Annotated in this window: 18 protein-coding genes and 1 other annotated feature; of the genes, 5 read left to right on the top strand and 13 right to left on the bottom strand. The window is 36.2% G+C overall.

Features of this window, described 5'->3' with window-relative positions:
- Nucleotides 1-56: 56 nt before the first annotated feature.
- The 8 genes from DOK81_RS09720 to DOK81_RS09685 all read right to left on the bottom strand — a co-directional run bounded on the left by DOK81_RS09720 (nt 57) and on the right by DOK81_RS09685 (nt 9,998).
- Nucleotides 57-1,499: a response regulator transcription factor gene (locus DOK81_RS09720; RefSeq protein WP_206910371.1), complete on the bottom strand. Its 1,443-nt coding sequence runs from the start codon at nt 1,497-1,499 to the stop codon at nt 57-59.
- Complete coding sequence (locus DOK81_RS09715; protein ID WP_242589981.1) at nt 1,492-3,234, bottom strand: sensor histidine kinase; 1,743 nt, start codon at nt 3,232-3,234, stop codon at nt 1,492-1,494. Before DOK81_RS09715 ends, DOK81_RS09720 begins: the two co-directional genes overlap by 8 nt.
- Entirely contained in the window at nt 3,227-3,841 is a 615-nt protein-coding gene (locus DOK81_RS09710) for a DUF624 domain-containing protein (RefSeq protein ID WP_206910369.1), read from the bottom strand. Before DOK81_RS09710 ends, DOK81_RS09715 begins: the two co-directional genes overlap by 8 nt.
- Before the next feature lie 85 nt (nt 3,842-3,926).
- Nucleotides 3,927-5,384, bottom strand: coding sequence for an ABC transporter substrate-binding protein (locus tag DOK81_RS09705; protein WP_206910367.1), 1,458 nt, complete (start codon nt 5,382-5,384; stop codon nt 3,927-3,929).
- 32 nt (nt 5,385-5,416) lie between these two features.
- Nucleotides 5,417-6,337, bottom strand: a complete 921-nt coding sequence (locus tag DOK81_RS09700; protein WP_067481675.1) for a carbohydrate ABC transporter permease — start codon at nt 6,335-6,337, stop codon at nt 5,417-5,419.
- A gap of 12 nt (nt 6,338-6,349) precedes the next feature.
- Complete coding sequence (locus DOK81_RS09695; protein ID WP_206899753.1) at nt 6,350-7,297, bottom strand: sugar ABC transporter permease; 948 nt, start codon at nt 7,295-7,297, stop codon at nt 6,350-6,352.
- Between the two features lie 254 nt (nt 7,298-7,551).
- Nucleotides 7,552-8,271, bottom strand: a complete 720-nt coding sequence (locus DOK81_RS09690) for a pseudouridine synthase (RefSeq protein WP_206910365.1) — start codon at nt 8,269-8,271, stop codon at nt 7,552-7,554.
- A gap of 80 nt (nt 8,272-8,351) precedes the next feature.
- A complete protein-coding gene (locus DOK81_RS09685) occupies nt 8,352-9,998 on the bottom strand; it encodes a polysaccharide biosynthesis protein (RefSeq protein WP_206910363.1) in 1,647 nt (548 codons plus the stop codon).
- A 288-nt stretch (nt 9,999-10,286) separates the two neighbouring features.
- Here DOK81_RS09685 and DOK81_RS09680 point away from each other — a divergent pair, with 288 nt between their 5' ends.
- Nucleotides 10,287-11,798: a UDP-N-acetylmuramoyl-L-alanyl-D-glutamate--L-lysine ligase gene (locus DOK81_RS09680; RefSeq protein WP_206910361.1), complete on the top strand. Its 1,512-nt coding sequence runs from the start codon at nt 10,287-10,289 to the stop codon at nt 11,796-11,798.
- 562 nt (nt 11,799-12,360) lie between these two features.
- On the opposite strand, the gene DOK81_RS09675 is transcribed toward DOK81_RS09680, so the two are convergent.
- From DOK81_RS09675 to DOK81_RS09665, 3 genes are all read right to left on the bottom strand, one after another.
- Nucleotides 12,361-12,942 carry a GDSL-type esterase/lipase family protein gene (locus DOK81_RS09675; protein ID WP_206910359.1) on the bottom strand — a complete coding sequence of 194 codons (582 nt, stop codon included), beginning with the start codon at nt 12,940-12,942 and terminating at the stop codon, nt 12,361-12,363.
- Between the two features lie 424 nt (nt 12,943-13,366).
- Entirely contained in the window at nt 13,367-15,781 is a 2,415-nt protein-coding gene (gene leuS, locus DOK81_RS09670; RefSeq protein WP_206910357.1) for a leucine--tRNA ligase, read from the bottom strand.
- Nucleotides 15,782-15,884: 103 nt separating this feature from the next.
- Nucleotides 15,885-16,097 (bottom strand) — a binding site (T-box leader).
- A gap of 69 nt (nt 16,098-16,166) precedes the next feature.
- On the bottom strand, nt 16,167-18,188 hold the full coding sequence (locus DOK81_RS09665) for a LysM peptidoglycan-binding domain-containing protein (protein WP_206910354.1): 2,022 nt from the start codon (nt 18,186-18,188) through the stop codon (nt 16,167-16,169).
- A gap of 343 nt (nt 18,189-18,531) precedes the next feature.
- On the opposite strand from DOK81_RS09665, the gene DOK81_RS09660 reads away from it, so the two are divergent.
- From DOK81_RS09660 to DOK81_RS09650, 3 genes are read left to right on the top strand one after another with little or no spacing between them, the layout of a single operon-like run.
- Nucleotides 18,532-19,164 carry a phosphatase PAP2 family protein gene (locus tag DOK81_RS09660; protein ID WP_206910353.1) on the top strand — a complete coding sequence of 211 codons (633 nt, stop codon included), beginning with the start codon at nt 18,532-18,534 and terminating at the stop codon, nt 19,162-19,164.
- A 26-nt stretch (nt 19,165-19,190) separates the two neighbouring features.
- Nucleotides 19,191-20,147, top strand: a complete 957-nt coding sequence (locus DOK81_RS09655; protein ID WP_206910352.1) for a TIGR01212 family radical SAM protein — start codon at nt 19,191-19,193, stop codon at nt 20,145-20,147.
- A complete protein-coding gene (locus DOK81_RS09650) occupies nt 20,148-20,732 on the top strand; it encodes a class I SAM-dependent methyltransferase (RefSeq protein WP_206910351.1) in 585 nt (194 codons plus the stop codon). It abuts the gene before it with no gap.
- 65 nt (nt 20,733-20,797) lie between these two features.
- Here DOK81_RS09650 and DOK81_RS09645 read toward each other — a convergent pair whose 3' ends face one another.
- Entirely contained in the window at nt 20,798-22,567 is a 1,770-nt protein-coding gene (locus DOK81_RS09645; RefSeq protein WP_206910350.1) for an ABC transporter ATP-binding protein, read from the bottom strand.
- Nucleotides 22,568-22,570: 3 nt separating this feature from the next.
- Complete coding sequence (locus tag DOK81_RS09640) at nt 22,571-24,283, bottom strand: ABC transporter ATP-binding protein (RefSeq protein ID WP_206910349.1); 1,713 nt, start codon at nt 24,281-24,283, stop codon at nt 22,571-22,573.
- Between the two features lie 114 nt (nt 24,284-24,397).
- On the opposite strand from DOK81_RS09640, the gene DOK81_RS09635 reads away from it, so the two are divergent.
- Nucleotides 24,398-25,051 (top strand): TetR family transcriptional regulator, encoded by a 654-nt coding sequence (locus DOK81_RS09635; RefSeq protein WP_206910348.1) that lies wholly within the window; start codon nt 24,398-24,400, stop codon nt 25,049-25,051.
- The last annotated feature ends 19 nt before the right edge of the window (nt 25,052-25,070 follow it).

The raw sequence follows: 25,070 nt of genomic DNA, 5'->3' as shown, positions 1-25,070 counted from the left end.
GCAAAAAAGCATCTGCATCTAACCGCCGTTCCCGCTACCTTTTCCTTGAAACTAGTTTAAGTAAGAGGTTTTTCTCGATACTCCTTTGGTGATTGTCCCACGATTTTCTTAAATAACTTAGAGAAGTAAGTGGTGTTATTGTAACCAATCTCGTTTGAAATTTCATTGATATTTTGTTCACTATGCAAAAGCAACCATTTTGCTTGCTCCATTCGCAAATGATTCAAATAAGTAGAAAAGCTTTTTTTCGTTTCTTTTTTAAACAGTTGTCCAAGATACATCACGTTTAGGTGTAAACTTTCAGACACTTCTTTTAACGTTAATGGTTCTCGGTAATTTTCGTGCAGTATTTGTAGCACTTGTTTGATATTTTCACTGTAGTTTTTTTGCTTTTGTTGCTTACGAATTAAAGAGAGCAATAATTCTTGAAGATCATTTACATTTTTTGCCTGATTAATTTGTTGAATGCCTTTTAAGTATTCATCATCTTCTAGTGTAATCAGCTCTCGTTGAATATCCATAAATAATAAAAAAGTAAAATGTCGAATGTCCTCAGGAGTCATGACTGCTGACTGGAATTGTTCAAAAAACTCACGAATCATTTGTTGAACTAAATCCAGCTGATTACTTTGAAGTGCACGACTAAACGTTGAAAAATCAATTAACTGATCTTGATTCTCTGCAGGAATCGACCGAATGATTTCATGTCTAGTTTCACCGTAAAATTGTTGAAGCTGTAACTGGTCTTTTGCTCGACGAAAGCTTTCAGGAATATCATCCACTTCTTTTATTTCATCGCCCACGCTAATCAACCAATCTTGCTTTGGATACTTCATTTGAAAATAGTGACAAAAATCGCTGCCTTTTTGAGGACTAAGCAAGATGGTAAAGCAAGTCATATCCCCAAAACTTCGCTGATAATAAGTAGTTACTTGATGCTCCTTTAACCATGGAATAATAGCAGATTCATAGATTCTTTCTAGCTGAATCAATAAAATTTGTTGTGTCCCTTGAGGTAATCCGCTCAAAAATTCTTCTTCGCTGGTTTCATCTAGTTCTTCATTCAGCCATTGACTAAATAAAAGTTCTTGATAAATTTCTTGCTGATTTTTTTGTTCATTTTGCTGATCCAAACGTTCCTTGACCTTTTTTAAGCTTTCAATCAACTCTATTTTATTTACAGGCTTCATCAAATAATTAACTGCCCCAAGTTGCATACCACCTTTGAGGTATTCAAATTCTTGATAGCCAGAAAGAATCATGAATTCAAAAGCGTATTGTTCCTTTTGAGCTGCTTCAATAAACTCTAAACCATTCATTTCTGGCATGGTTACATCTGTAATAACTAAATCAATACCTGTTTTTTCTAAAACTAATAACCCTTCCATCGCGTTTTCTGCTGTTGCTACGATTTCAAAGCCAAAACTGGACCAATCAACAATTTTTTTCAATCCATTCAAAATCATGTATTCATCATCAACCAGCAACACTTTATACATTTTCAGACTCCTTCTTCTTAAATGTAATTTTGATCGTCAAGCCACCTTCTTCATTTGCAAATAACCTCATCCGGTAAGTACTCCCGAAATTAGCACGTAAACGTTCATTTACATTTTGCAAACCAATTGACTCGTGCAACTCAACCCTTGGGTGTACCAATCGATTTTCAATTGCTACTAATTGCTCTGGAGTAACTCCTTTACCGTTATCTTTCACTTGAATTTGTACCAATGATCCTTGTTGAAAAACTTTTACACTCAACGCATTGTCATAACGAGTAAAATCAATACCATGTTTAAAATAGTTTTCAACTAATGGTTGGATCACAAATTTTGGTACTTCAATTTGTTCTAGAGATTCCTCAATCGTAAAATGATAGGCTACACGATTAGGATAACGCATTTGGTAGAGAAATACATACTTTTCACAAAAATTCAGCTCTTCTTTAAGACTGATTTTTGTTTCTTGATTCGTGTTATTTCTTAATAATGCAGAAAAAGCATAGACCACTTCCGCAAGTTCTTCACTTCCCTCGCTCAACGCATACATTCGAATATATTCCAAGGTGTTATAAAGAAAATGAGGGTTGATTTGTGCTTGTAGTGCGCGCATATGTGCATCTTTTTGTTTGATTTCTAATTTATAGATATCTTCAACATATTGGTTGATACTATCCAACATTGTATTGATACCTTGTGCTAAATCTTTCAACTCGTACTCTGTTTGTTCTTGGGCGATTCGTGTGTCTAGATTACCATTTGCCGCTTCGTTCATCGCACGCATTACTACGTCGATTTGCTGAGAATAACGCTTAAATGTTTTGTATAAGAAGACTAATAAAATACTAACTAAAAGAATCACACCAATAATTAATGGCGCCAGACTTCTTGCCGTCTCTCGATACACATTTTGTTGGTCTAACGTTGCTAGTATACGATACTCACCGGATAATTCCTGATAGGAAACAAAATTATGTTCTTCCAATTTCGACAAAGGTAATCCAGAATTCTTATCCAATTCTTGTGTGATCAGCGCTTCTTGTTTTTTTCGACTTTCTTGCGTAAGCCCTGCGCTATGAAAAGTGTACAGGCGATTAGCAGAGCCAGAAATCATATATAAAGACAAGCCATTAAAAGCATTCAGACTTTCCAAACTAGACTCTAGTTCTTTCTTTTGAAACCCAACAAAGATACTTCCCAATTCCGTGCCACCTTGGGTAATCGGCATTTTGATATAAAAAGCATTTTTTAGTGTTGGTGTTCCTGTTTTGACAATACCAGCCTTATGATCTCTGGTAGATTCAAAATACTCTGGCAATTGACTAAAAACAATGTAAAGAGAACTTATCTCTTCATAGTTGACGTAAAGATCCAACATCTCATTGGGAAAAGATAAAAGTTCATTCGTTTTGCTTTGTTGCGTGTATGCATACATTAAATACTGATCAATTGGTTGAGTCAGATAAGTTGTCGCATTTTCAATTTTTTCTGGACTTCCAAGAAGTTGATCTTTGATAATTTTGCTTAATGTTGTTTTGTCATTTAACATTCGATTTGTCGTTTGCAGTGCTTCATTGGTAACATTTTCTGCTTGATTTTTATTTTGACTCCAAGTATGGATACTAAAAATAATTGTTGCACCAATTGTGAGTACAGTCATTACTACTGCGTACTTACGTAACAAACGGTTGAGCAACGTTCCTTTTGAAAATAAAACTTTGAATGGATTATTCATAGTTTTCCATTCGGATCGCTAATTCTTCGCGCCATTTTTTCGTTGCCAACACATTCCACACGGTCAATAAACCCAGTAACCCAAATAACAATAAGCCTTTGAAATGCCATGTCAACATAAGAATAACACCACTGCCAATAATCATCTTCAACAATGTAGAGAAACTCGATAAACTTGAAATAAAACTTAACTTGATCACATTGCCGAATGTCATTTCATATTCACTATCTAAAATCAAACTCCATTGATACGTTGCAAACAAATAAAGTAACCCAAATAACAAAATAAAATCAATTCCCAAAAATAAGAGTCCCTGTATTTGAACAGAAAGGTAAAGATTATAACTTAGAATAGCTAGTGCTGCGAAAAAGAAGAAAAACAAATAATTTCCTCGCTTAAAATATTTCTTGAAACAGTACCAGCCTTGCTTGATTGTGATGTCTTTGTACGCAAACTCATAATGATAAAATAATTCATTGATTGTTTTCAACGCTGGTCCAATCCCTAAAATAATTCCTCCGGCTAAACTAAACAACCAGAAAAAAAGTGTTAGTTTAACTACTACCCACACGCGAATGAACAATGTCTCCAAAGCTTTTCCTAACATAATATCTCCTTTTCAAAACATAATCTTTTCTCTCTTATTATATAAAGAACAGCGAGCAGATGGAACCGCTCGCTGTCAGACTTATTTATTTTCGAAATTCATCGTATTGTTTTTGCATCTCAGTTAACACTTTTTCGTAACCAGCTTTATCTAATGCCTCGAGCAATTTAGGCAATGTTTCATCTGGATCAACCGTTCCGGTGTTTAATCCATCCATATACTGATTCATAACGTTTGAGATATTACTGATTTCTGTTTTAACACTATCTGTATTAAAGCTGAAGCCTAAGATTGGTGAAGTTTCAGCTTCTTCAATTGATTTGTCGCGTTTAGCGATCATTTCATCAGTAATCGATTCTTGTGTATATAAGATTGCATTATTCCCTGTGTTCCAAGCAGACATGTGAGTTTTTGGTTGATAGCCATCTAACAATTTGATCTTGTCGTTGGTTCCATCTACTTTTTCCCAAGCCTCGCCTTCAATCCCCCAAACTAATCCGTTCAATAATTCAGCATCGCTGTTAAGCAAGCCTAAAAATTCAACAGCTTTTTCTTTGTTTTTTGAAGTATTTGAAACAACGAAGTTTGCCATTTGTGCTTGTCCTGTTGATTTTAAAGGAACAGTGATTGATTTAGAAACTAATTCTTGGTTGGCTGCATTACTTAAAATTGTGTCGCCATAATCGAAAGGTCCTTGTGTTTCGCCACGTAGTAACCAAGTATTTCCTTCTAAAGGATAATCTTTGCTACTTGTTGCCGCATCACTTGGAATCAATCCTTGTTGGTACCAACTATGCATCGTACGAAGTAAATCAACATAAGTTTTGTTGTCATATTGATTGATGATCTTTGCTTTGTCTCCATTTAAGTCAATCGCAAACGGTAAGGTATTTCCTAAAGGATAATCAAAGTCGCCTTGAACTTTGAAACCTTGACCAATGGCAAAAGCAGCCGTATTTGGTTCTTTTTTGTGGAATTCTTGTAACACTTTTTCGGCATCTGCATAAGATTCGATACCATCGATTGAAAGGTTGTATTTATCTAACAGTGGTTTATTAAAAGTTAACACTTGTTGAGCAAAAACATTTCCATTTACTGGAAAGGCATATAATTTATCATTGACTAAGTTTCCCTTGATATAAGCTTCATCTAACGCATCATAAGCATCTTTAGCATATTTAGGCGCTAACTCCGTTAGGTCGGCAAAAGCACCTTTTTGAGCGTTAGAAACATAGTTGTTTGCATAAGCGATATCATAATTTTCACCAGAAGAAATGATTACGTTCATTTTTTTCTCGTAATCCCCAAAGCCAATATAGTTGATATTGACTTTCACACCAATTTTGTCTTCGATTCGTTTATTCGCAACTTCCATCAAGGCATCATAATTGTCTGGTTTATCACCAATTTGATACATTTGCAACGTTTTGCTGTCAGATCCTTCTGAATTACTACTTGCACTTGATCCTCCCCCACAAGCAGCTAATGTACCAACCATCAACGCTGAAACTCCTGTAAAGGCTAGTTTCTTCCATAACTTCATCTTACTTCCTCCTAAATAAAATAATTTATTATTTATTCCTTGACTCCACCAATCGTTAATCCTTTGACAAAATGCTTTTGGAAAAATGGGTAGCTAATCGCAATTGGCAATGTTGAGATAACAACAATCGCCATTCGTGCTGATTCTCCTGGTACAGCTGCTAAACCTCCGGCAAGCTGGCTTCCAGCACCCGCATTTTGTGTTAGATATTGAATATTGCTTTGAATCTTCATCAACAAGTATTGTAATGGGACTAAGTTATCGTTTTGAATGTAAAGTAATGCGTTAAACCAATCATTCCAGTAACCTAAAGCAGCAAATAAACTAATTGTCGCAATTCCAGGAACTGCTAAGGGTAACACGATTTGAATAAAAATCCGCAACTCACTTGCTCCATCGATTCGAGCAGATTCAATAATCGAATCTGAAACTGAACGTTTAAAGAAAGTTCGCATCACGATAATATTAAATGGGCTAACTGCCATTGGCAAAATCAGTGCCCAAATCGTATCTTTTAATTGAAGTAAATTGGTCATCACCAAATAGTTTGCCACCATCCCTGGTGAAAACAACATCGTGATTAAACAAAAAACGGTAAAGAAACGACGGAATGGGAAATTAGAGCGGGAGATTGCATAGGCATACAGCGAAGTGGCTGTGCTATTGATCAAGGTTCCTAAAACCGTCACTAAAACTGTTACAAATAATGCTTGGAAAATTTTCTCTTGCATTTGCCCAAATAGATACGTATAACCAAATGTACTGAATTTTTCTGGCCAGAAACTATAACCATTAGTTGCTAACGCTGTTTCATCTGTCAAAGAAATCGCGATAACAAATAGAAACGGCAAGATACAGGAGAAGGCAAAAATCGCGATCAATAAGTTAGAAAAGAGATTCATTGGTTTGCTGAAAGCTCGCACTTGAACCTGCTCTACTTTTTTCTTTTTCATCGAATCCTCCTCCTAAAACAATGCTGATTCGCTGTCGAAACGACGTGCGATCGCATTCGTAGTCATTAACAAAACAAATCCTACAACTGACTGATACAATCCAGCTGCTGCAGTCATTCCAAAGTCACCTGTAGAAGTCAGTCCATTAAAGATATACGTATCTAAAACTTGAGTCACATCATACAGTGCGCCTGAATTTCGTGGAATATTATAGAATAATCCAAAATCAGCTCGGAATATATTTCCGACAGCTAAAATCGTTAAAATCGACATCAAGGGTACTAATTGAGGAATCGTCACATGTTTGATTTGTTGCCATTTGCTTGCGCCATCAACCATAGCTGCTTCATAGTAAGTTGGATCGATTCCCATGACTGAAGCAAAGTAAATGATACTATTATAGCCGATCCCTTTCCACGTCCCAATGAACAATAGAATAAATGGCCAATATTTCGGTTCATTGTACCAATTGATTGCTTCTCTTCCATGACCTAAAAGCCATTGGTTGAAAATCCCTTTGTCTGGGCTCAAAAAGGCATAAACGAAGTAACTAATGATAACCCAAGATAAGAAATAAGGTAGTAATGACATTGTTTGATACACTTTTACTAACTTTTTATTCCTTAATTCACTCATGATAATGGCAAAAACAACCGAAATCAGTAAGTTTAGTGTAATGAAGCCTACATTGTACAAAATCGTATTCTTAGTAATTAAAAATGCCTGATCTGAAGAAAATAAAAATTTGAAGTTCTCCCAACCAACCCACGGGCTCTCTCTCAAACTTGCCAAAAATCCATCTGCAGAGATATGGAAATTTTTAAAGGCAACCACGTTTGCTAACACTGGAATATAGAAGAAGAAGATCATCCACAACATCCCAGGAACAGCCATTAAAATCAAGGCTTTAAAACGCCAAGCCATTGAAAAAAAATGTTTTAACCCCTTTCTTTTTTTCATCAAAAAACTCCTTTCAACTTGTTCGCACCGTTATTATAGCGCTTTCAAAAACAAGATTGAATAAACAAATTATAGGTATAATGAAACAAACTATAGCTGACATTGAACTATTTTTAATAGGTTGTTGGCTAATTCTGAATTTGTCCAATAAAAAAAGGAGAAATACAGTAAATTTCACCTTCCTTTGTTTGTGCTAAAAAATAGTTGATTTGACTACGTAACTACGCAGTTAAATCAACTATTTTTTTAAGTATTCACTTTTCTTGGATTTTTGCTAATTCTTCTACCGTCAATTCTCGATATTCACCTAGTGCTAAGTCTGCAGGCAACACAACATTTCCCATTCGGATTCTTTTTAGATAGGTGACTTCTTTTCCAACTGCTTTCACCATTCGTTTTACCTGATGAAATTTTCCCTCATGAAGAATCAAACGAATTTCTGACGTCTCTTCTACTTCATTCACTGCATCGATCATTAAAACAGCAGGTAATGTTTCTTCTCCTTGGCTGATGACTAATCCTTTTGAAAAAGATTGAACGTCTTCTGCTGTCATCACCCCAGTTACTTTTGCAAAATATTCTTTTTCAACATGTTTCTTTGGTGACAATAATCGATGTGCTAAAGCACCATCATTGGTTATGAGCAGTAAGCCTTCTGTGTCCTTATCCAACCTGCCTACTGGAAACAGATCTTCACGATAATCAAAATCATTCAACAAATCCAAAACAGTTTCATCATAGTTATCTTGTGTTGCAGAAACTACACCTGCAGGTTTATTTAAAAGATAATAAAAATTTTTTTGATAAGTAAGTTTTTCATCTAAATAAGCAATTTCATCCGTGAGTTCTTTTACCTGAAACTTATCACTTTTGATTACTTTACCATTAACGGTCACTTGGCCTTTTTTGATTAGCCCTTTGACTTCCTTTCGGCTACCTAGCCCTACATCTGCTAAAAATTTATCTAACCGCACGCGTTTCCCTACTTTCTATAAAGAAAGGAACTTGCAACAACAGTCTATTGACGTTTGTCGCAACTTCCTCTTCTTTCTTTTTATTTGATTCGTAAGCGATAACGTAATCGGACCATACTACTGCCCAATAATTTCTCCGCTAAGCGAATTTTTAATGCTAAATAGCCATAAACTGCTGCACCAACACCAGCCACACAGACGACTAAAATCAATGATTCAAATTTACTATCTTGGCTTAGAAATAAACTTAAAAACTGCTTTGCTAATCCTGCTACTAACAACATCAATAACGTCATGATAAAAATCAGCAATGTTCTTCGCCAAACAAAACCAACTCGAAAACGTACAACTTGGTGCATTTTTCGGAGAATCAAAATACAAGAAAAAGCAAACCCGATCATTGTTGCAAGTAATGGTCCGTAAACTTGAAATATTCTAATTGCGGGATACTGTAAAATTAATTTCACGATAAAGCCGATCAGCAAATACCGAATAGCTGCGCGATTTTCAAACATTCCTTGTAACATATTAGAGATCAACATATACAAACCTAAAAATAATCCTACAAAACTTGCTTGAACCAATACTTTACTACCTAATACATCTGGTGTGTAAAATAGTGTGTTCAAAGGATACGCTAACAACATCACACCCGCTGTAGCAGGAAACATGACAAAAGAAAAAAGCTGTAGATTCCCACTAGTTAACTTAGCCAATCCAGGACGGTCTTTCAATGTGACTGCTTCTGTAATCAATGGTAAACCTGTTGCCGCAATCGATGTCGCTAGAGCAATGACTACCATCGTTAATTTATCTGGATTTGCACTGAAAATAGAAAATAGATCAAGTAACTGAGCCTTTGAATATTCTGTCGTTGCAGACATGATTCGAATAAACGTAAACTGGTCAACCAATTTAAAAATCGTTACTCCAGATCCAACAATGATAAATGGAATAGCTTCTTTCATAGTATCCAATAATAGTTTTCTAGTTGCTACATTCACTTGGTTATTGCTGTGTTCAACCTGCTGAGTCATCAGAGGTTGTTGTTTGCGTAAATAATAAAGTAGAACGACAATACTAACTAACATTCCGACAAATGCCGCAAACGTTGACTGAGTGACTGCAGCTACGTAATCACCTGTAGTCATCTTCATGATGATAAATGTCATCAATAACATGTAAAAAATTCGTGCAACTTGTTCAACAATTTGTGAAAGTGCATAAGGCATCATGTCTTGATTTCCTTGGAAATACCCACGAATCACACTCATACATGGAAATACTAATACAGCAATACTTAATGAACGCATCGTTGGAATCAATTCATCTCCGCCGCCAGAAGCATGGGCAAGCCACGGTGAAGCAAGATACATGAATGCTGCAAAAATAATACCTAAAATCCCCATCATTTGTAACGCACGGAAGAAAAGTCGGCGAGAAGTACCATATTCATTCAATGAATTATAACGAGCTGTTTGTTTGGCAATCGCTGCTGGAATCCCAGCTGTTGAAATCAATAAAAACAATGCATAAATATTATAGCCCATGTTAAACAAACCATTTGCTGCTTTGGCGTTTTCACCCATCCAGGCATACCATGGAATAATATAAATTGCCCCCAATAAACGCGAAAGGATATTACTTGTTGTCATCCAAGCAGAGCCTCGAGCCATTTTTTCTTGGGCTGTTAAAACTTTTTCTGTCGGTCCTCTTTGATTATTCATCTCAATTTTTCCAACTTTCTTCAAAACATTACTATTATTTTAATTGTTAAACAAGAAACTGGCAATCTCTTTTCTATGGTTTTTCTGTGAAGATGTGCTTTTTTTGGATTCGGTTTCTTTTTAAAGCAGATTTTCGAGTCCTTTCTGTTTCACCCACCAAAACATGGCTAATTTTCTTAGGTAGTTTGATCCTAAACGTTTTTCCTAAAAAGAACCCTGCATTAAAGAAAAACATTTCATGCTATGCTATAATTAGTTAGAAATTTCAACGAAGCGAGGGATCAATCAATGAGCTTCTCCTTAGAAGATATCCGTGAGTTATTACTAAAAGAAAATTTATTAAAAGAATTTGTTTCCGATCAAGGCTGGCATTTAACTGCGCCAACTAATTTTTCATTTGAAAATATTAGTTATGATTCTCGCCAAGTAGATGAATCAACTTTGTTTTTTTGTAAAGGTCTGAACTTTAAAGAAGCGTATTTACAATCTGCTGTTTCGCAAGGACTCGCTTATTATGTCGCTGAACAACCTTACGAAGTATCTGCTGTGGGCATTATCGTTACAGACATTCGTAAAGCGATGGCAATCTTAGCGATGGCCTTCTATGATTACCCACAACAAAAGCTACAAGTTATTGGTTATACTGGGACTAAAGGAAAAACAACAGCAGCTTATTTCACCAAGGCAATTTTAGAACATACGACAAATAATAAAACTGCCTTACTTTCGACAATGAATACAACGTTAGATGGACAAACTTATTTCAAATCTCATTTAACTACACCAGAATCTTTGGATTTATATCGTATGATGGCTGAAGCAGTCGCGAATGGGATGACTCATTTAGTGATGGAAGTTTCTTCTCAGGCTTATAAAACACAGCGTGTCTATGGACTAATATTAGATGTCGGCATTTTCTTAAACATTTCACCCGACCACATTAGTCCAATCGAACATCCAACATTTGATGATTACTTTTACTGTAAACGCCAATTGATTTTAAACTCTAAAACAGTTGTCTTGAATCATGAAAGTGATTATTTCGAGCTACTGACAGAAACTGCTGACCTTTACCACATACCTGCAATCGTATATGGGCGTTCGCCTGAAACAACTTATCAAGTCACAAGCCTAGCTGGCTCTGGTCATCCATTTACTTTGACAAGTAATCAAGGTCAATTACCAATTGAAGCAGATTATAATATTTTACTTGCTGGCGGTTTCAATCAAGAAAATGCGGCTAGTGCAATCATTGCAGCTGCTTTGACTGGTGCTTCAATCGAAGATGCACAAACTGGATTAAAAACAGCCCGTGTTCCTGGACGAATGGATCAGCTGATTCAGCACAACGGCGCGCATGTCTATGTCGACTATGCACATAATTATTTAAGTTTAAAAACCTTATTGAAATTTGCTAAAAGTGAACATCCTAAAGGACGTGTTATTGTTGTCTTGGGCAGTCCTGGAAACAAAGCTATTTCTCGACGCCATGATTTTGGAAATGTCTTATCAGAAACAGCAGATGTTGTTTTCTTAACTGCCGACGATCCAGCTTTTGAAGATCCTCAAAAGATTGCCGATGAAATTGCTGAGGCAATCACGAACGAAGAGTTACTTATTCATTATGAAATGGATCGGCCAACTGCGATTGAACAGGCTTTGGCTGCAAGTACAGCCGAAGATTCCGTAGTCATTGCCGGAAAAGGCGTTGATCCTTATCAAAAAATCAATGGTGAAGATGTCCCTTATGAAGGCGATTATGCTATCGTGAAGCGACTCATCGAGGATAAACACCTTTAATTTTTTGCTTATGCCTGTACACATTAATTTGTTAATCCCAAATAATGCAAATGGACTGCGAAGAAAATCGCAGTCTATTTTTATGTAAGGCGATTTATTTTTAGATTGTTTTGTTTCGCTCTTCGACATTTCGTTGTTCAGCGGCTAAAAAATCTTTTAAATCGATTTTATTTGCTTTATTCAGCCCACCCTATCCAGAAGTCAGCTATTCTTCTCATCCTGTTTGCTTCTTTCTTCTATTTGGTTCTTGATTCCTGTTGCGAATTTTTCACTTTTTCCCACTCATTTCTTTTGTAAATAAGCTTCAACATTCTCTGTGAATTTCATACCATCTACTCCTTTTTTTCTCCATTGAAAGAGCATGTAGTTATCCTATAAATGCTCACTATTTATTTGCTTGACTACATGAAAAACCACCTTTCGATCTAAAACATGGGAACTAACCACTTTTAGTCTATGAAAGGAGGTTTTATTATTGAAACTATTTTGCGCACTTGTAAAACGGACAAACCTTATCTCAATCCGTTTGTACAATGATGCACCAGATTAACGAATACGGAGATTATACCTGCGTCTCTTGACTCATTATGATTTGAGCAATCAACGAGCTTAAGAAATGATAACCTAATTTAGAAGGATGCAGACCATCTTCTTGTATAAATAAATTTGGTTCCTCAAAAGAAGTTTCTTGATGGTAACAATCGATAAATTCGACCGACATTCTTTCAGCTATTTCTTTTGATAGTTGAACATACTCACCTAATATCTTAGGATCCGTTTGTTGTTTGATTGCTTCATCTACATAGCTAGGTCCTACTAAGATAACCTTACTGTCAGAAAAATAGTTGATGATTTTTTCAAGATTTCTTTGATACTCCAATTGATTGGTTCGAATATTAATTGCATCATTAATGCCAAGAATTATCACTGTATAGTCAGATTGCAATGTTTGAGTATCCATCGTTACTAGACGTTTTAATCCACTTTCTGTCGAATCGCCTCTTTGACCTAAATTACTGATTACAAAATCTGAATGTCCTGAAAGTTCCAGTGTCCGTAAAAGATAGCGGTCTAGGATTTGTGCAACCTCTCCTTGAAAAAGTCCTGCAGCAATACTATCACCAAAGATGATGATTTTTTTCATATCTTTCATCCCTTTATATTTTATTCTTCTTAAATCTTAACACTGCTTGAAAGAAAGAAACAATTTTTTCATGCGTTATAAAAAATAACTATAACACCTATTTTAGATAATTATTCTTCTTAGCATCAGTGATGTATCTTTTCGAATACGCAATTTAAATATAGCGATTAAACAATTAAACAGGGGATTGATCGTTTTTTGTCTTTACCAACTTGAGCGGATGAATCCACGCTGATTTTTTTAGTCAATCTATTAGTTTCGTTCATAAACAAAAATGAAGTTAACAAAAAAAATATAAAAAAACCGTCTAAAATTCGTTTTTGAAACGTTCATTTTAGACGGTTTTTAAATTTAAATTATGTTTGGAATAACTAGATTTTAACTGTTGTCCCAGACTTTATTCTTAGTACTTTTGATAATACACTTAGTTTGCAACAATATTAACTAATTTATTTGGGACAGCGATTACTTTACGAACTGTTTTCCCAGCGATTTGTTCTTGGATTACTTCATCTGCTAAAGCTACTTTTTCAAGTTCATCTTTCCCTAAGTCACGCGCAACATTTGCTTTAGAACGAACCTTCCCATTGACTTGGAAAACAACTTCGATTTCATCTTCAACTAACGCAGCTTCATCATACGTTGGCCAAGGAACATAAGAAATGCCATCTTCGTTTCCTAAAATTGACCAAAGTTCCTCGCCCAAGTGTGGTGCAACAGGAGCTAACAATTGAACAAATCCTTCAACATATTCATAAGGCAATGCATCAGCTTTATAAGCTTCGTTAACAAAGACCATTAGTTGGGAAATAGCTGTGTTGAAGTGCATACTTGCATAATCTTCTGTTACTTTTTTTACTGTCTGGTTGTAAACTTTTGCAAGCTTGCCGTCATTGATGGTTGTGATGCGATCACGCATTTTATTATTATCGTCTACGATCAAACGCCATACACGATCCAAGAATTTACGGCTACCTTCTAAGCCATTTTCACTCCATGCAATGGAAGCATCTAAAGGACCCATGAACATTTCGTACATACGTAATGTGTCCGCACCATAAGTTTCGACTACGTCATCTGGATTCACAACATTTCCACGTGATTTTGACATTTTCTCATTGTTTTCGCCTAAAATCATTCCTTGGTTATATAATTTTTGGAATGGTTCTTTTGTTGGAACAACGCCAATATCATACAAGAATTTATGCCAGAAACGAACATATAATAGATGTAGCACTGCATGTTCAGCACCACCCACATAGATATCCACTGGCATCCAACGTTCCAGTTTTTCATAGTTTGCTAATTCTTTTTTATTATGTGGATCAATGTAACGTAGGTAATACCAAGAGCTACCGGCCCATTGTGGCATCGTATTTGTTTCACGACGACCTTTTTTGCCTGTTTCTGGGTCAACAACATTGACCCAATCCGTGATATTTGCCAATGGCGATTCCCCAGTACCACTTGGTTTAATGTTATCTGTGATTGGCAAACGTAATGGTAATTCTTCTTCTGGTAAGGCAGTTACCGTGCCGTCTTCCCAATGAATGATTGGAATTGGTTCTCCCCAATAGCGTTGACGTGAGAACAACCAGTCACGTAAACGGTAGCTAACTTCTTTTTTACCAAATCCATTTTCTTCAAGCCAGCTATTCATTTTAGCAATGGCTTCTTCTGTATTCAAACCATCTAGAAACTCAGAATTGATATGTGATCCATCTTCCGTATGTGCTGCTTTTGAAAGATCGCCACCCTCAATAACTGGCTGGATTGGTAAATCGAACGTTTTGGCAAATTCATAGTCACGTTCATCATGCGCAGGAACAGCCATAATCGCACCTGTCCCATAAGAAGCAAGTACATAGTCGGCAATCCAAATTGGAATTTCTTTGCCGTTCACTGGATTGATTGCATACGCGCCGGTAAATACTCCTGTTTTTTCTTTGGCAAGATCTGTTCTCTTCAAATCAGATTTTTTCGCCGTTTCTTCAATATACGCTTCAACTGCTGCTTTTTGTTCTGGCGTCGTGATTTCACGAACCAAATCTAATTCTGGCGCTAGAACAGAATAAGTTGTTCCAAATAATGTATCCGGACGAGTAGTGAAAACTGTATAAGATTTATCTGTTCCAGCTACTTTGAACTCTACATTCGCCCCAACTGAACGACCAATCCAGTTTCTTTGCATTTCTTTAATACTTTCTGGCCAATCAACTGTTTCCAAATCGTCTAGTAAACGATCGGCATATGCCGTGATTTTCAACATCCATTGACGCATCGGTTTACGTACGACATCAAAGCCACCACGTTCGCTCTTTCCATCAATAACTTCTTCGTTTGAAATCACTGTTCCTAGTTCTGGAACCCAGTTCACAGCAACTTCTGCTTCGTAAGCTAAACCTTTTTCATATAATTTCGTAAAGATCCATTGTGTCCATTTGTAATACTCTGGATCTGTGGTGTTCACTTCTCGATTCCAGTCATAACTAAAGCCTAAAGAATTGATTTGACGACGAAATGTTTCAATATTTTTCTTCGTGAACTCTGCAGGATCATTCCCAGTATCTAACGCATATTGCTCTGCTGGAAGTCCAAATGCATCCCACCCCATTGGATGTAACACATTAAAACCTTGACTACGTTTTACACGTGAAAGAATATCTGTTGCTGTGTATCCTTCTGGATGGCCCACATGTAATCCTTGACCAGATGGATATGGAAACATATCTAGTGCGTAAAATTTTGGTTTTTGTGGATCATCTTGGGTATTAAAAGTGTGATTTTCCGCCCAATATTTTTGCCATTTTTTTTCTATCTCTTTATGGTTATAACTCATTTTTTGTCCCCCTGCATTTTTTTGTTGAAAGCAAGTTACTTTCGTCATTTTTTTCGTTCTACCGATAAAAAAACAAAAAAATCCTATAAAAAGATTGCTCTTTTTATAGGACGTAATCTACGTGGTACCACCTAATATTTACCTTTTCCATTGGAAATAGGCCTCAAACGTTGTAACGGTCGTCACCGCCACTGCTTACTTTTATGTTCAGCAAAGGCAACTCAAAGGCGAGTTCAAAAGCGTCCGTACACATTCTCACCAACCATGTGCTCTCTAAAACTTCCAACTTTTTACTAATTCCTTTTCAAGTGTTGTTTATTTAAGTAGATTCATAGTAACAAATATCTCCAGCAAGTTCAAATAGTATTTGACAAAATGTTCAGATTTATTTTGCAACTACCACACTTTGACCTGGATAAATGAAATTGTCTTTAATATTATTCCACTCAATAAATTGCGCCATTGAAAGATTGTGATCATTGGCAACGCTCCAAACAGATTCACCAGCTTTTACTGTATACTTTTTAGCCCCAGAGTTAGTAGCAGGTGCTGTTGTTTGTGCTGACCCTTTTTTCACAATGACTTTCTGACCTGGATAAATGAAATTGTTTTTTATATTATTCCACTCAATGAATTGTTCCATCGTGATATTATTTTTATTTGCTACACCCCAAACGGATTCGCCTGCCTTCACCGTGTAAAGTGTATCTCCACTGGTACTTGTGCTTGTCGTTGGCTTTGTATTATTTGAAGGCGTTGCATTATTCGCTGTATTATTTCCAGTCGTAGCTGCTGCCGAATTAGTTGATGCAGTAGAGCCACCCTTAATAATCAATTTTTGGCCCGGGTAGATGAAGTTATTTTGGATATTATTCCATTCAATCAATTGAGCCATTGTAATATTATTTTTATTTGCCACACCCCAAACAGATTCGCCTGCTTTCACCGTGTAGGTAGAAGAAGTAGTTGCTCCTGCTGAAGAGTTAGCTGAATTACTGTTGTTCGCAGTAGTATTATTATTGTTATTGGTTGTAGCACTACTTGATGTCCCGTTCTTCACGATTAGTTTTTGACCTGGATAAATGAAGTTATTCGAGATTTTATTCCATTGAACAAGTTGTGCCATCGTGATTCCATGGGCATTTGCCACGCCCCAAACAGAATCACCAGCTTTGACCGTATAAGAACCAGTTGTCGCTGCACCTGCATTCCCTGTATTAGTTGACTGATTTGTATTTGAGTTTGATGAACCTGTTGTCGTTGCGCCATTGGAAACAACTAATTGTTGACCTGGATAGACAAAATTATTTTTGATATTGTTCCATTGGATCAATTGATTCATTGTAATTCCATGGGCATTTGCGATGCCCCAAACAGAATCACCCGATTTAACGGTATATTTTGAACCATTGCTTGGTTGTGTATTTGTTGGATTACTATTACCCGAAGAATTTGTATTGCTTCCAGAATTATTGGTTGATGAGCCAGTTGATTGTTCCCCTTTGATCGTCAAACGTTGACCTGGGTAGACAAAATTATTTTTGATGTTGTTCCAATCAATCAATTGGGCCATCGTAATTCCATGGGCATTCGCAATACCCCAGACAGAATCCCCTGATTTAACAGTATATGTTGATGTTACAGTCGTAGAACCATTATCAGTTGGGTTCGTCACAGAACTATTCGAGCCTGCTCCTGTATTCACGCTACCGCCTGAACCAGTTGTAGCTCCCCCACCAGCGTTACCAGTTGCAGGCGTATCGTATCTAGTTAAGCCATAAGTTACAATAATATTGTTTAATTTTGTTGAATAAGTTGGATCTGTCGCGTAACGACCAGTTAATGCTGAAGTTGCTTCCGTATAGGACTTAGTATTACTTTTCCAAGTACCAGCATAATAATAGCCATTGCCAAAAGAAGTATTGCGCAACACATATGCATTATCACTAAATGATTCTGCAAAAGATGGGTAATGACGGAAAGGTTCTTTTTTTGTCACCCATTTGTTGTTTAAATATTCTAATGTATTCATATAAACAGTTTGACCTTGGTAACTGCCTTTGATTCCAAATAAATTGTGATAAGGTGCCTGTGACAACGCACTACTTCCCCAGCCACTCTCAACAACTGCTTGTGCGATCATAACCGAAGCATATAAGTCATTTGCTTGAGCAATGGGTTGCGCATAAGTCGATATTTCTGCGATAAATGCTGAAGTATTGATTCTCGCACCAACCTGAGCAGGTAGCTCATTTGCTGCTACAGGAACTGGTTGGATCAACGGTGCCGCAACAGAACAACCAACCATTGCAGTACCAACTGCTGCTACTCCACGTTTTGCATTTCGAAAACGTTTCTTTTCTTCTTGGCGTCTCCGCTCTTTTCTTCCAATCGTTGCCTTCTCCATTTTCTATCCTCCGCATCCATTTTCAGTTACTATAAGTATAACTTTTCTTAAACTACATTAAAAGTTCTTTAAACCCTTTGTTATCCTTTGTAATCTATATGTAATTTTACGTAACACCCAATCAACTAGTTTTACAAAACCCTTGATAGCTATACCTTGCGGGAAATCAATATTTTTTAGGAACGTCCATTTTTATTTCAGAAATATTACCAAACTTTTTCGTCAACATTACGTCGGATATTATCATCTAAAATTCATCGTTTTTTCATTTGATTTTTTTGAGTAAAAAATCTAGCAATTAAAAAAATGCTATAATGATTTCATTATACGAAGGAGGAACTTTATGAACCAAAACAAATCATTTCGAGTTACAGGGAGTATTTTTCTTGTACTTTTCTTAACTCTTAGTTATTTTGTAAAATTTCATTTATCGCAGCTTCATAGCTTCGATCAATTTTTTACTTCAATTATTCGAGCACCTTTACCACATTGGAACGCTTACCAAATGATGGTGACAAAATTAGGAAATCCATTAACCGTCATTTCTATTTTTGTTTGCTTGATATGTTTCTTATGGATCAAAAAGAAACATATCGAACTAATTTGGTTAGCAACTAATTTCATTTTGATTGCCGGAATCACCAATCCATTGCTCAAATTATTTTTTATGCGTGATCGCCCTACATTACCCCACTTAGTTAGTGAGTCAAGTTACAGCTTTCCTAGTGGACATTCGACAGGAAGCATGATTTTATACGGTACATTGATTTTTTTGTTACCTCATTTGATAAACAATAAAACGGTACGAATTTTGTTGCAATTTATCTTAGGATTGATTATTTTAAGTGTTGGTATTAGTCGAATTTATTTGGGGGTACACTTCCCAAGTGATGTTTTAGGTGGTTACTTATTAGGATTAACTTGGTTATGTTACACTTATCCGATTTATTTAAAAAATAAGGAATCGATTACCTAACGAAGAAAAAGAAAGAAGGAATTTAAATGGAATTTCCTTATGCAGAAGGAAATAAACGTTACCATTCATGGAATTATGCTTTGCGTAATGAATTTGGTGGGAAAATTTTCAAAGTGCCTATCGATGGCGGTTTTGATTGTCCTAACCGTGACGGTACAGTAGCTCATGGTGGTTGTACTTTTTGTAGTGTTTCTGGGTCGGGAGACATGATTGTCGCACCTGAAGATCCACTACCTATCCAATTTCATAAAGAGATTGACATGATGCACCAAAAATGGCCACATGTACAGCAATATATTGTTTATTTTCAAAATTTCACTAATACACATGCTCCTGTTGAAGTGATTCGAGAACGCTTTGAACAAGTCATCAATCTTCCTGGCGTTGTTGGACTTTCAATTGGTACACGTCCAGATTGTTTGCCAGATGAAGTGGTAGACTATCTAGCTGAATTAAATACCCGTCTCTATCTTTGGGTTGAGCTCGGTCTACAAACAACTTTTGAAGAAACTTCGATTTCAATCAATCGCGCACACGACTATCAAACTTATTTAGATGGCGTAAGTAAACTACGTAAACACGACATTCGCGTATGTACACACCTAATCAATGGCTTACCTGGAGAGTCTTTAGAAATGATGCGAGAAAATGTTCGCCGAACAATCCTAGATTCCGATATTCAAGGAATCAAACTGCATCTCATGCACTTGATGCGCAAAACACGTATGCTTCGTGATTATCACGAGGGTCGCCTTCAACTAATGAGTCAGCAAGACTATGTTCATGTGATCTGTGATCAATTGGAAATGATTCCTCAAGAAATCATTATTCATCGTTTAACTGGTGATGCACCTTGGGATTCTCTAATTGGACCAATGTGGAGCTTGAAAAAATGGGAAGTTTTGAATGCAATTGATGAAGAATTAATTCGTCGTGATAGCTACCAAGGAAAATTCAACGTTCGAACAAAGGAGCTCGTATAGATGCTACAAACAGCACTTCATTTTAGCCACACTTTATTAAAAGAAGTCTTACAACCCGGCGATCAAGTAGTGGACGCCACAATGGGAAATGGTTACGATACTATTTTCATGGCTGAGCTGATTGGTAAAACAGGGCATGTCTATAGCTTCGATATCCAACAAAAAGCAATGGATTCCACCCAAGAAAAATTAAAAGCCGCGAACCTGGTAGAACGTACTACTTTATTTTTACAAGGACATGAAACGCTTGGTGAAGTCATTCCAATTAGTCAACCAATCAAAGCAGGAATTTTCAATTTGGGTTATCTTCCACAAAGTGACAAAAAAATTATTACTTTGCCACAAACAACCAAGAAAGCAATGGAAGAAATTTTAGCGCGGCTAGTTCCGAAAGGTCGATTGATTTTAGTTGTTTACTACGGACATGCGGGTGGAGAACACGAACTTGATATGGTTCAAGAATTTTGCCAACAATTGCCACAGGAACAATACAATGTTTTAACTTATCAATTCATCAATCAAAAAAATCAGCCACCAATCCTTTATTGTATTGAGAAAAAGAAGAAAAAAAGAGAGTTCAGCTAAAAATAGCTGGACTCTCTTTTTGCAGAAACTCTCGTTGACGAAATTAATCGGTCTTTCACCAACTTTTATTCAAATACAAATTGATTATGATAAAGTTCTGCATAGAAGCCATCTTCCGCTAGTAACTCATGATGGTTTCCTTCTTCAATTACTACCCCATCACGTAAAACAACAATGCGATCGGCATTCAAAATTGTTTTGAGACGATGTGCGATCACAAAACTTGTACGACCTTTGATTGCTTCATCCATCGCCTTTTGGATTCTTGCTTCTGTGACCGTATCCACGTTACTTGTTGCTTCATCCAAAATCAACAAACTTGGTTCCGTAATAATCGTCCGTGCAATGCTAATCAATTGTTTTTGTCCCGTACTAAACAAATTATTTTCTTCTGAAACTTCCGTTTCGTAGCCTTTTTCTAGTGACATGATAAAGTCATGAATGTTGGCTTGTTTCGCCGCATTGACGACTTCTTCATCTGTTGCTTCTGGTTTACCAAACGTAATATTCTCGCGAATCGTTCCAGAAAATAATACAGATTCCTGCAACACAATCCCTACATGTTTACGTAACATATCTAAATCAAATTCACGAATGTCTGTCCCATCAATCATAACCGCACCGTTATTGACGTCGTAAAAACGATTCAATAAATTCATGATCGTTGTCTTACCAGAACCAGTTGGACCAACTAGAGCGACCATTTCGCCTTTGTTCACCTTAATCGAAACATCTTTCAAAACCAAATTATCTGGTTTATAGCCAAAATCAACATGTTTCAAGGCTAATTCTCGTTCCACACCGTCAAATGCTTTCCCATCAACTGGCTTAACTTCTTCTGGTTCATCAAACATTTCATTTAGTCTTCTCGCACCTGTAATTGCTAATTGGATCATGCTGTAACCAGAAGAAATTTGCATCAATGGTTGATAATATTGTTGTGAATATTGAACAAAAGTTACTACTAATCCTAATGCGACAGAACGTTCTAAATCACCATTCAAGGCTAACCATCCACCAAAGAAAATCACGATTGCCGTGTTGACCAACGACATTCCTTGCATCATTGGAAATAGTAAACCTGAATACACTTGACCTTTATAGGTTGCTTTACGCACTGTTTGGTTATGTTCCAGAAAACCATCAATCGTTTCTTCTTGTAAACCATTGGTAATGATCACACGTTGTCCACTGATTTTTTCATCCATATAACCATTCAACTTACCAACTTCATCTTGCTGTAAATCGACATATTTTCGTGCTTTTTGAATAATAAATACAGCAATCAAAATGGCAACTGGCGTGGAAGCAATCGTTGCCCAGGCCAATTCCACATTTTGACGAAACATCATAATTAAAATACCAACCATCAACACCGCATTCGTAATAACTTGAAGCAATGCTTGGTTCAAACTATTTTGGATATTATCCAAATCACTTGTAAAGCGGCTTAAGATTTCACCATCTTGATGCGAATCAAAGAAGCGAATCGTCAATTTTTCAAGTTTATTAAATAATCCAATACGCATTCTGTTTGTTGATTTTCCAACTACTTGCGTAAACAAAATACTATAAATAAAGTTTGCAGCACTAGCTAAAACATAGAAAATCAACAATTTCCAAATAATATCAAGGAATTTACTCTTGTCATCAACGCCTTGCATTAATCCTGTCACATAATTTGCTAGTTCCTGAAAAGCTTCCCCAACAAATTGTGGAGCCTTCACTTGTAAGTAAGTAGCAATAATCACTGTCACAAAGATAAAGAAAAAGGAGAATTTATAACGTTTCAAATAATGATAGAAAAATTTACTTGCTTTAATTAAATCAGTCATTGATTACTCCTCCATTCCTTTTTGTGTTTCAAAAATTTCTTGATACACTTGATTAGTTGCAACTAATTCTTCATGTGTACCTTCTCCCACTAAGCGGCCTTCATCTAATACTAGAATACGATTCGCTTTGACTACAGACGCAATTTTTTGTGCAATAACGATTGTCGTCGTTTCTTTCAATTCGTGATTCAATGCTTCACGAACTAATTTTTCTGAACGAGCATCCAAGGCGCTAGTACTATCATCCAAAATCAAAATTTTAGGATTACCAATTACGCCACGCGCAATAGATAAACGTTGCTTTTGTCCCCCAGAAAAATTACTACTTCTTTCCTCAACTGGTGCTTCATAGCTTTCTACCAATTTACTGATAAATTCTTGTGCTTGCGCAATTTTAGATGCACGTTCCATATCTTTTTCTGTTGCATCTTCTTTTCCTTGGCGCAAATTTTGTGCAATTGTTCCCGAAAAGAGAATGGCTTTTTGTAAAACAAAGGAAACTGTTTTACGTAAACTTTTCTCATTCACCGTTTTCAAGTCAACGCCACCCACTTCAACTGTTCCTTCTGTTGGATCAAATAGTCTTGGAATCAGTTGTGCTAACGTTGACTTACCTGCTCCCGTTGCACCTACAATCCCAACCATTTCTCCGGGTTCAATCATAAAGCTGATATCTTTTAAGGTATCTTCATCATCACCAGGATAACGGAAAGAAACATGGTCAAACGTTACAGAGCCTGTTAATTCTTGTTCAGGTACATCCAGATAAGTTAAATCTGGTTCTGTATCCAAGATTTCTTTGATTCGTTTAAGTGAAACAGCAGCCCTTGAAGTCATCATCATCATCATACCGCCAATAATAATTGCCATCATGATTTGCATCAAATAGTTCATAAAAGAAGCGATCCCACCAATTAAAGTAGGGTCATCTTTCGCCAAATCACTCACAAAGAAAATCGCACCAACCACTGCTAAATTAGCTGCTAACATGAAGGAAGGAATCATGACTGAAAATAAAGTTCCAACAATAATGTTATGTTCAGTTAATTCATCGCTCACTTTGGTAAATGTTTTTAGCTGGTTCTTTTCCTGTACAAAAGATTTGACTACACGAATGCCCATGAGATTTTCTTTCGCAATACTGTTCACTTTATCAATCAATTGTTGGATGATCATAAAGTGTTTCCCCATTCTTGTAAAAGAAAGTCCAGTAATGATAACAACTGCAACAATCAATGCAACAATGATCCACCACAATTGAGGCATTGTCATCATCGCCAAAATAAATGCACCAATAAATAAAAATGGAATTCTAAAAAGTGATTGTAAAGAAATCATCACTAAATTTTGAATTTGCGTGATATCATTTGTCAAACGAACAACTAAGTTTCCTGCAGAAAACTGTTCAATATTCCCAAACGAGAACGTTTGGATTTTTCGAAACGCCTCTTCTCGAATATCCGCACTTACACCTTGCGCTACTCTGGCAGAGAAAATCGTATTCGTCACACCTGCAAGCAGTCCTAATACAGCTAAACCAATCAGATAGACACCAATTGTTTTCATTTCATCGTTATCTTCTGTAATAATAGCTTCAAGTACTTGTTGTAATAGTTTTGGTTGCCATAACGTAGCTGCGACCATAATTCCTACGGAAACCAATGAAATAAAGACAGCCATCTTATACTTCTTCGCATGTCTTAAAATTAGATTCATGTGTTATCTACACCCCTTTAGTTAAATTGACAGTCTCTCTTTAACACTGTAAAATAAGACCGCATAACAATTTACCATGTTTAAAAAAATAATGCAATACAAGAGGTCGATTAAATGGAACCTAAGCTTTCACAAAAAATTATTATCCAAAATGCCTTTGAAATTTTAGCAGAAAAAAAAGAACTATCCGCTCTTTCTATGCGTATTCTAGCAAAAAAAATGGACGTTCAAGCACCTGCACTTTATTGGTATTTTAAAAATAAACAACAACTCTTACAAAAAATGGCTGAAACAATTGAAGATATGCTAGTCGTTCCCAATACCAACATGCCATGGAAGCAACAGCTTTTACAATTTATGGAAAACTATTATGACTTGTACTCTCAATTTCCTTGTGCTGCTGAAATCGAAATTCATACTGTTCCAGCATTTCCTAGTCGACTAGAGCATTTAGAAACAATGATTCAATTGCTCATCAATCAAAATTTTTCATTACAACAAAGCCACCAAGCAATCACAGCTTTGCATAATTTGTTAATTGGTCAATTAATGGACTACCAACAAGAACAAAAACTACGGCATGAAGTAATGAATGGTAATGAGCTATTAAAAGAATCTATTTTATATATGCGTACTTATGTCCAAGAACATCAGTTAACTGGTTTGATTGAAGATATTCATGCCCATCGTACGGCCAATAATAAACAAGAATTTCTCAATAATGTAACCATTTATCTAACTGGTCTTGAATATAGCAAGACTTTATAAAAAAAGTAAGCCAGTAATG

Source organism: Enterococcus sp. DIV0660C (genome assembly GCF_017316125.1).
GTDB lineage: Bacteria > Bacillota > Bacilli > Lactobacillales > Enterococcaceae > Enterococcus_B.
This window is presented reverse-complemented; position numbering and strand designations above follow the sequence as displayed.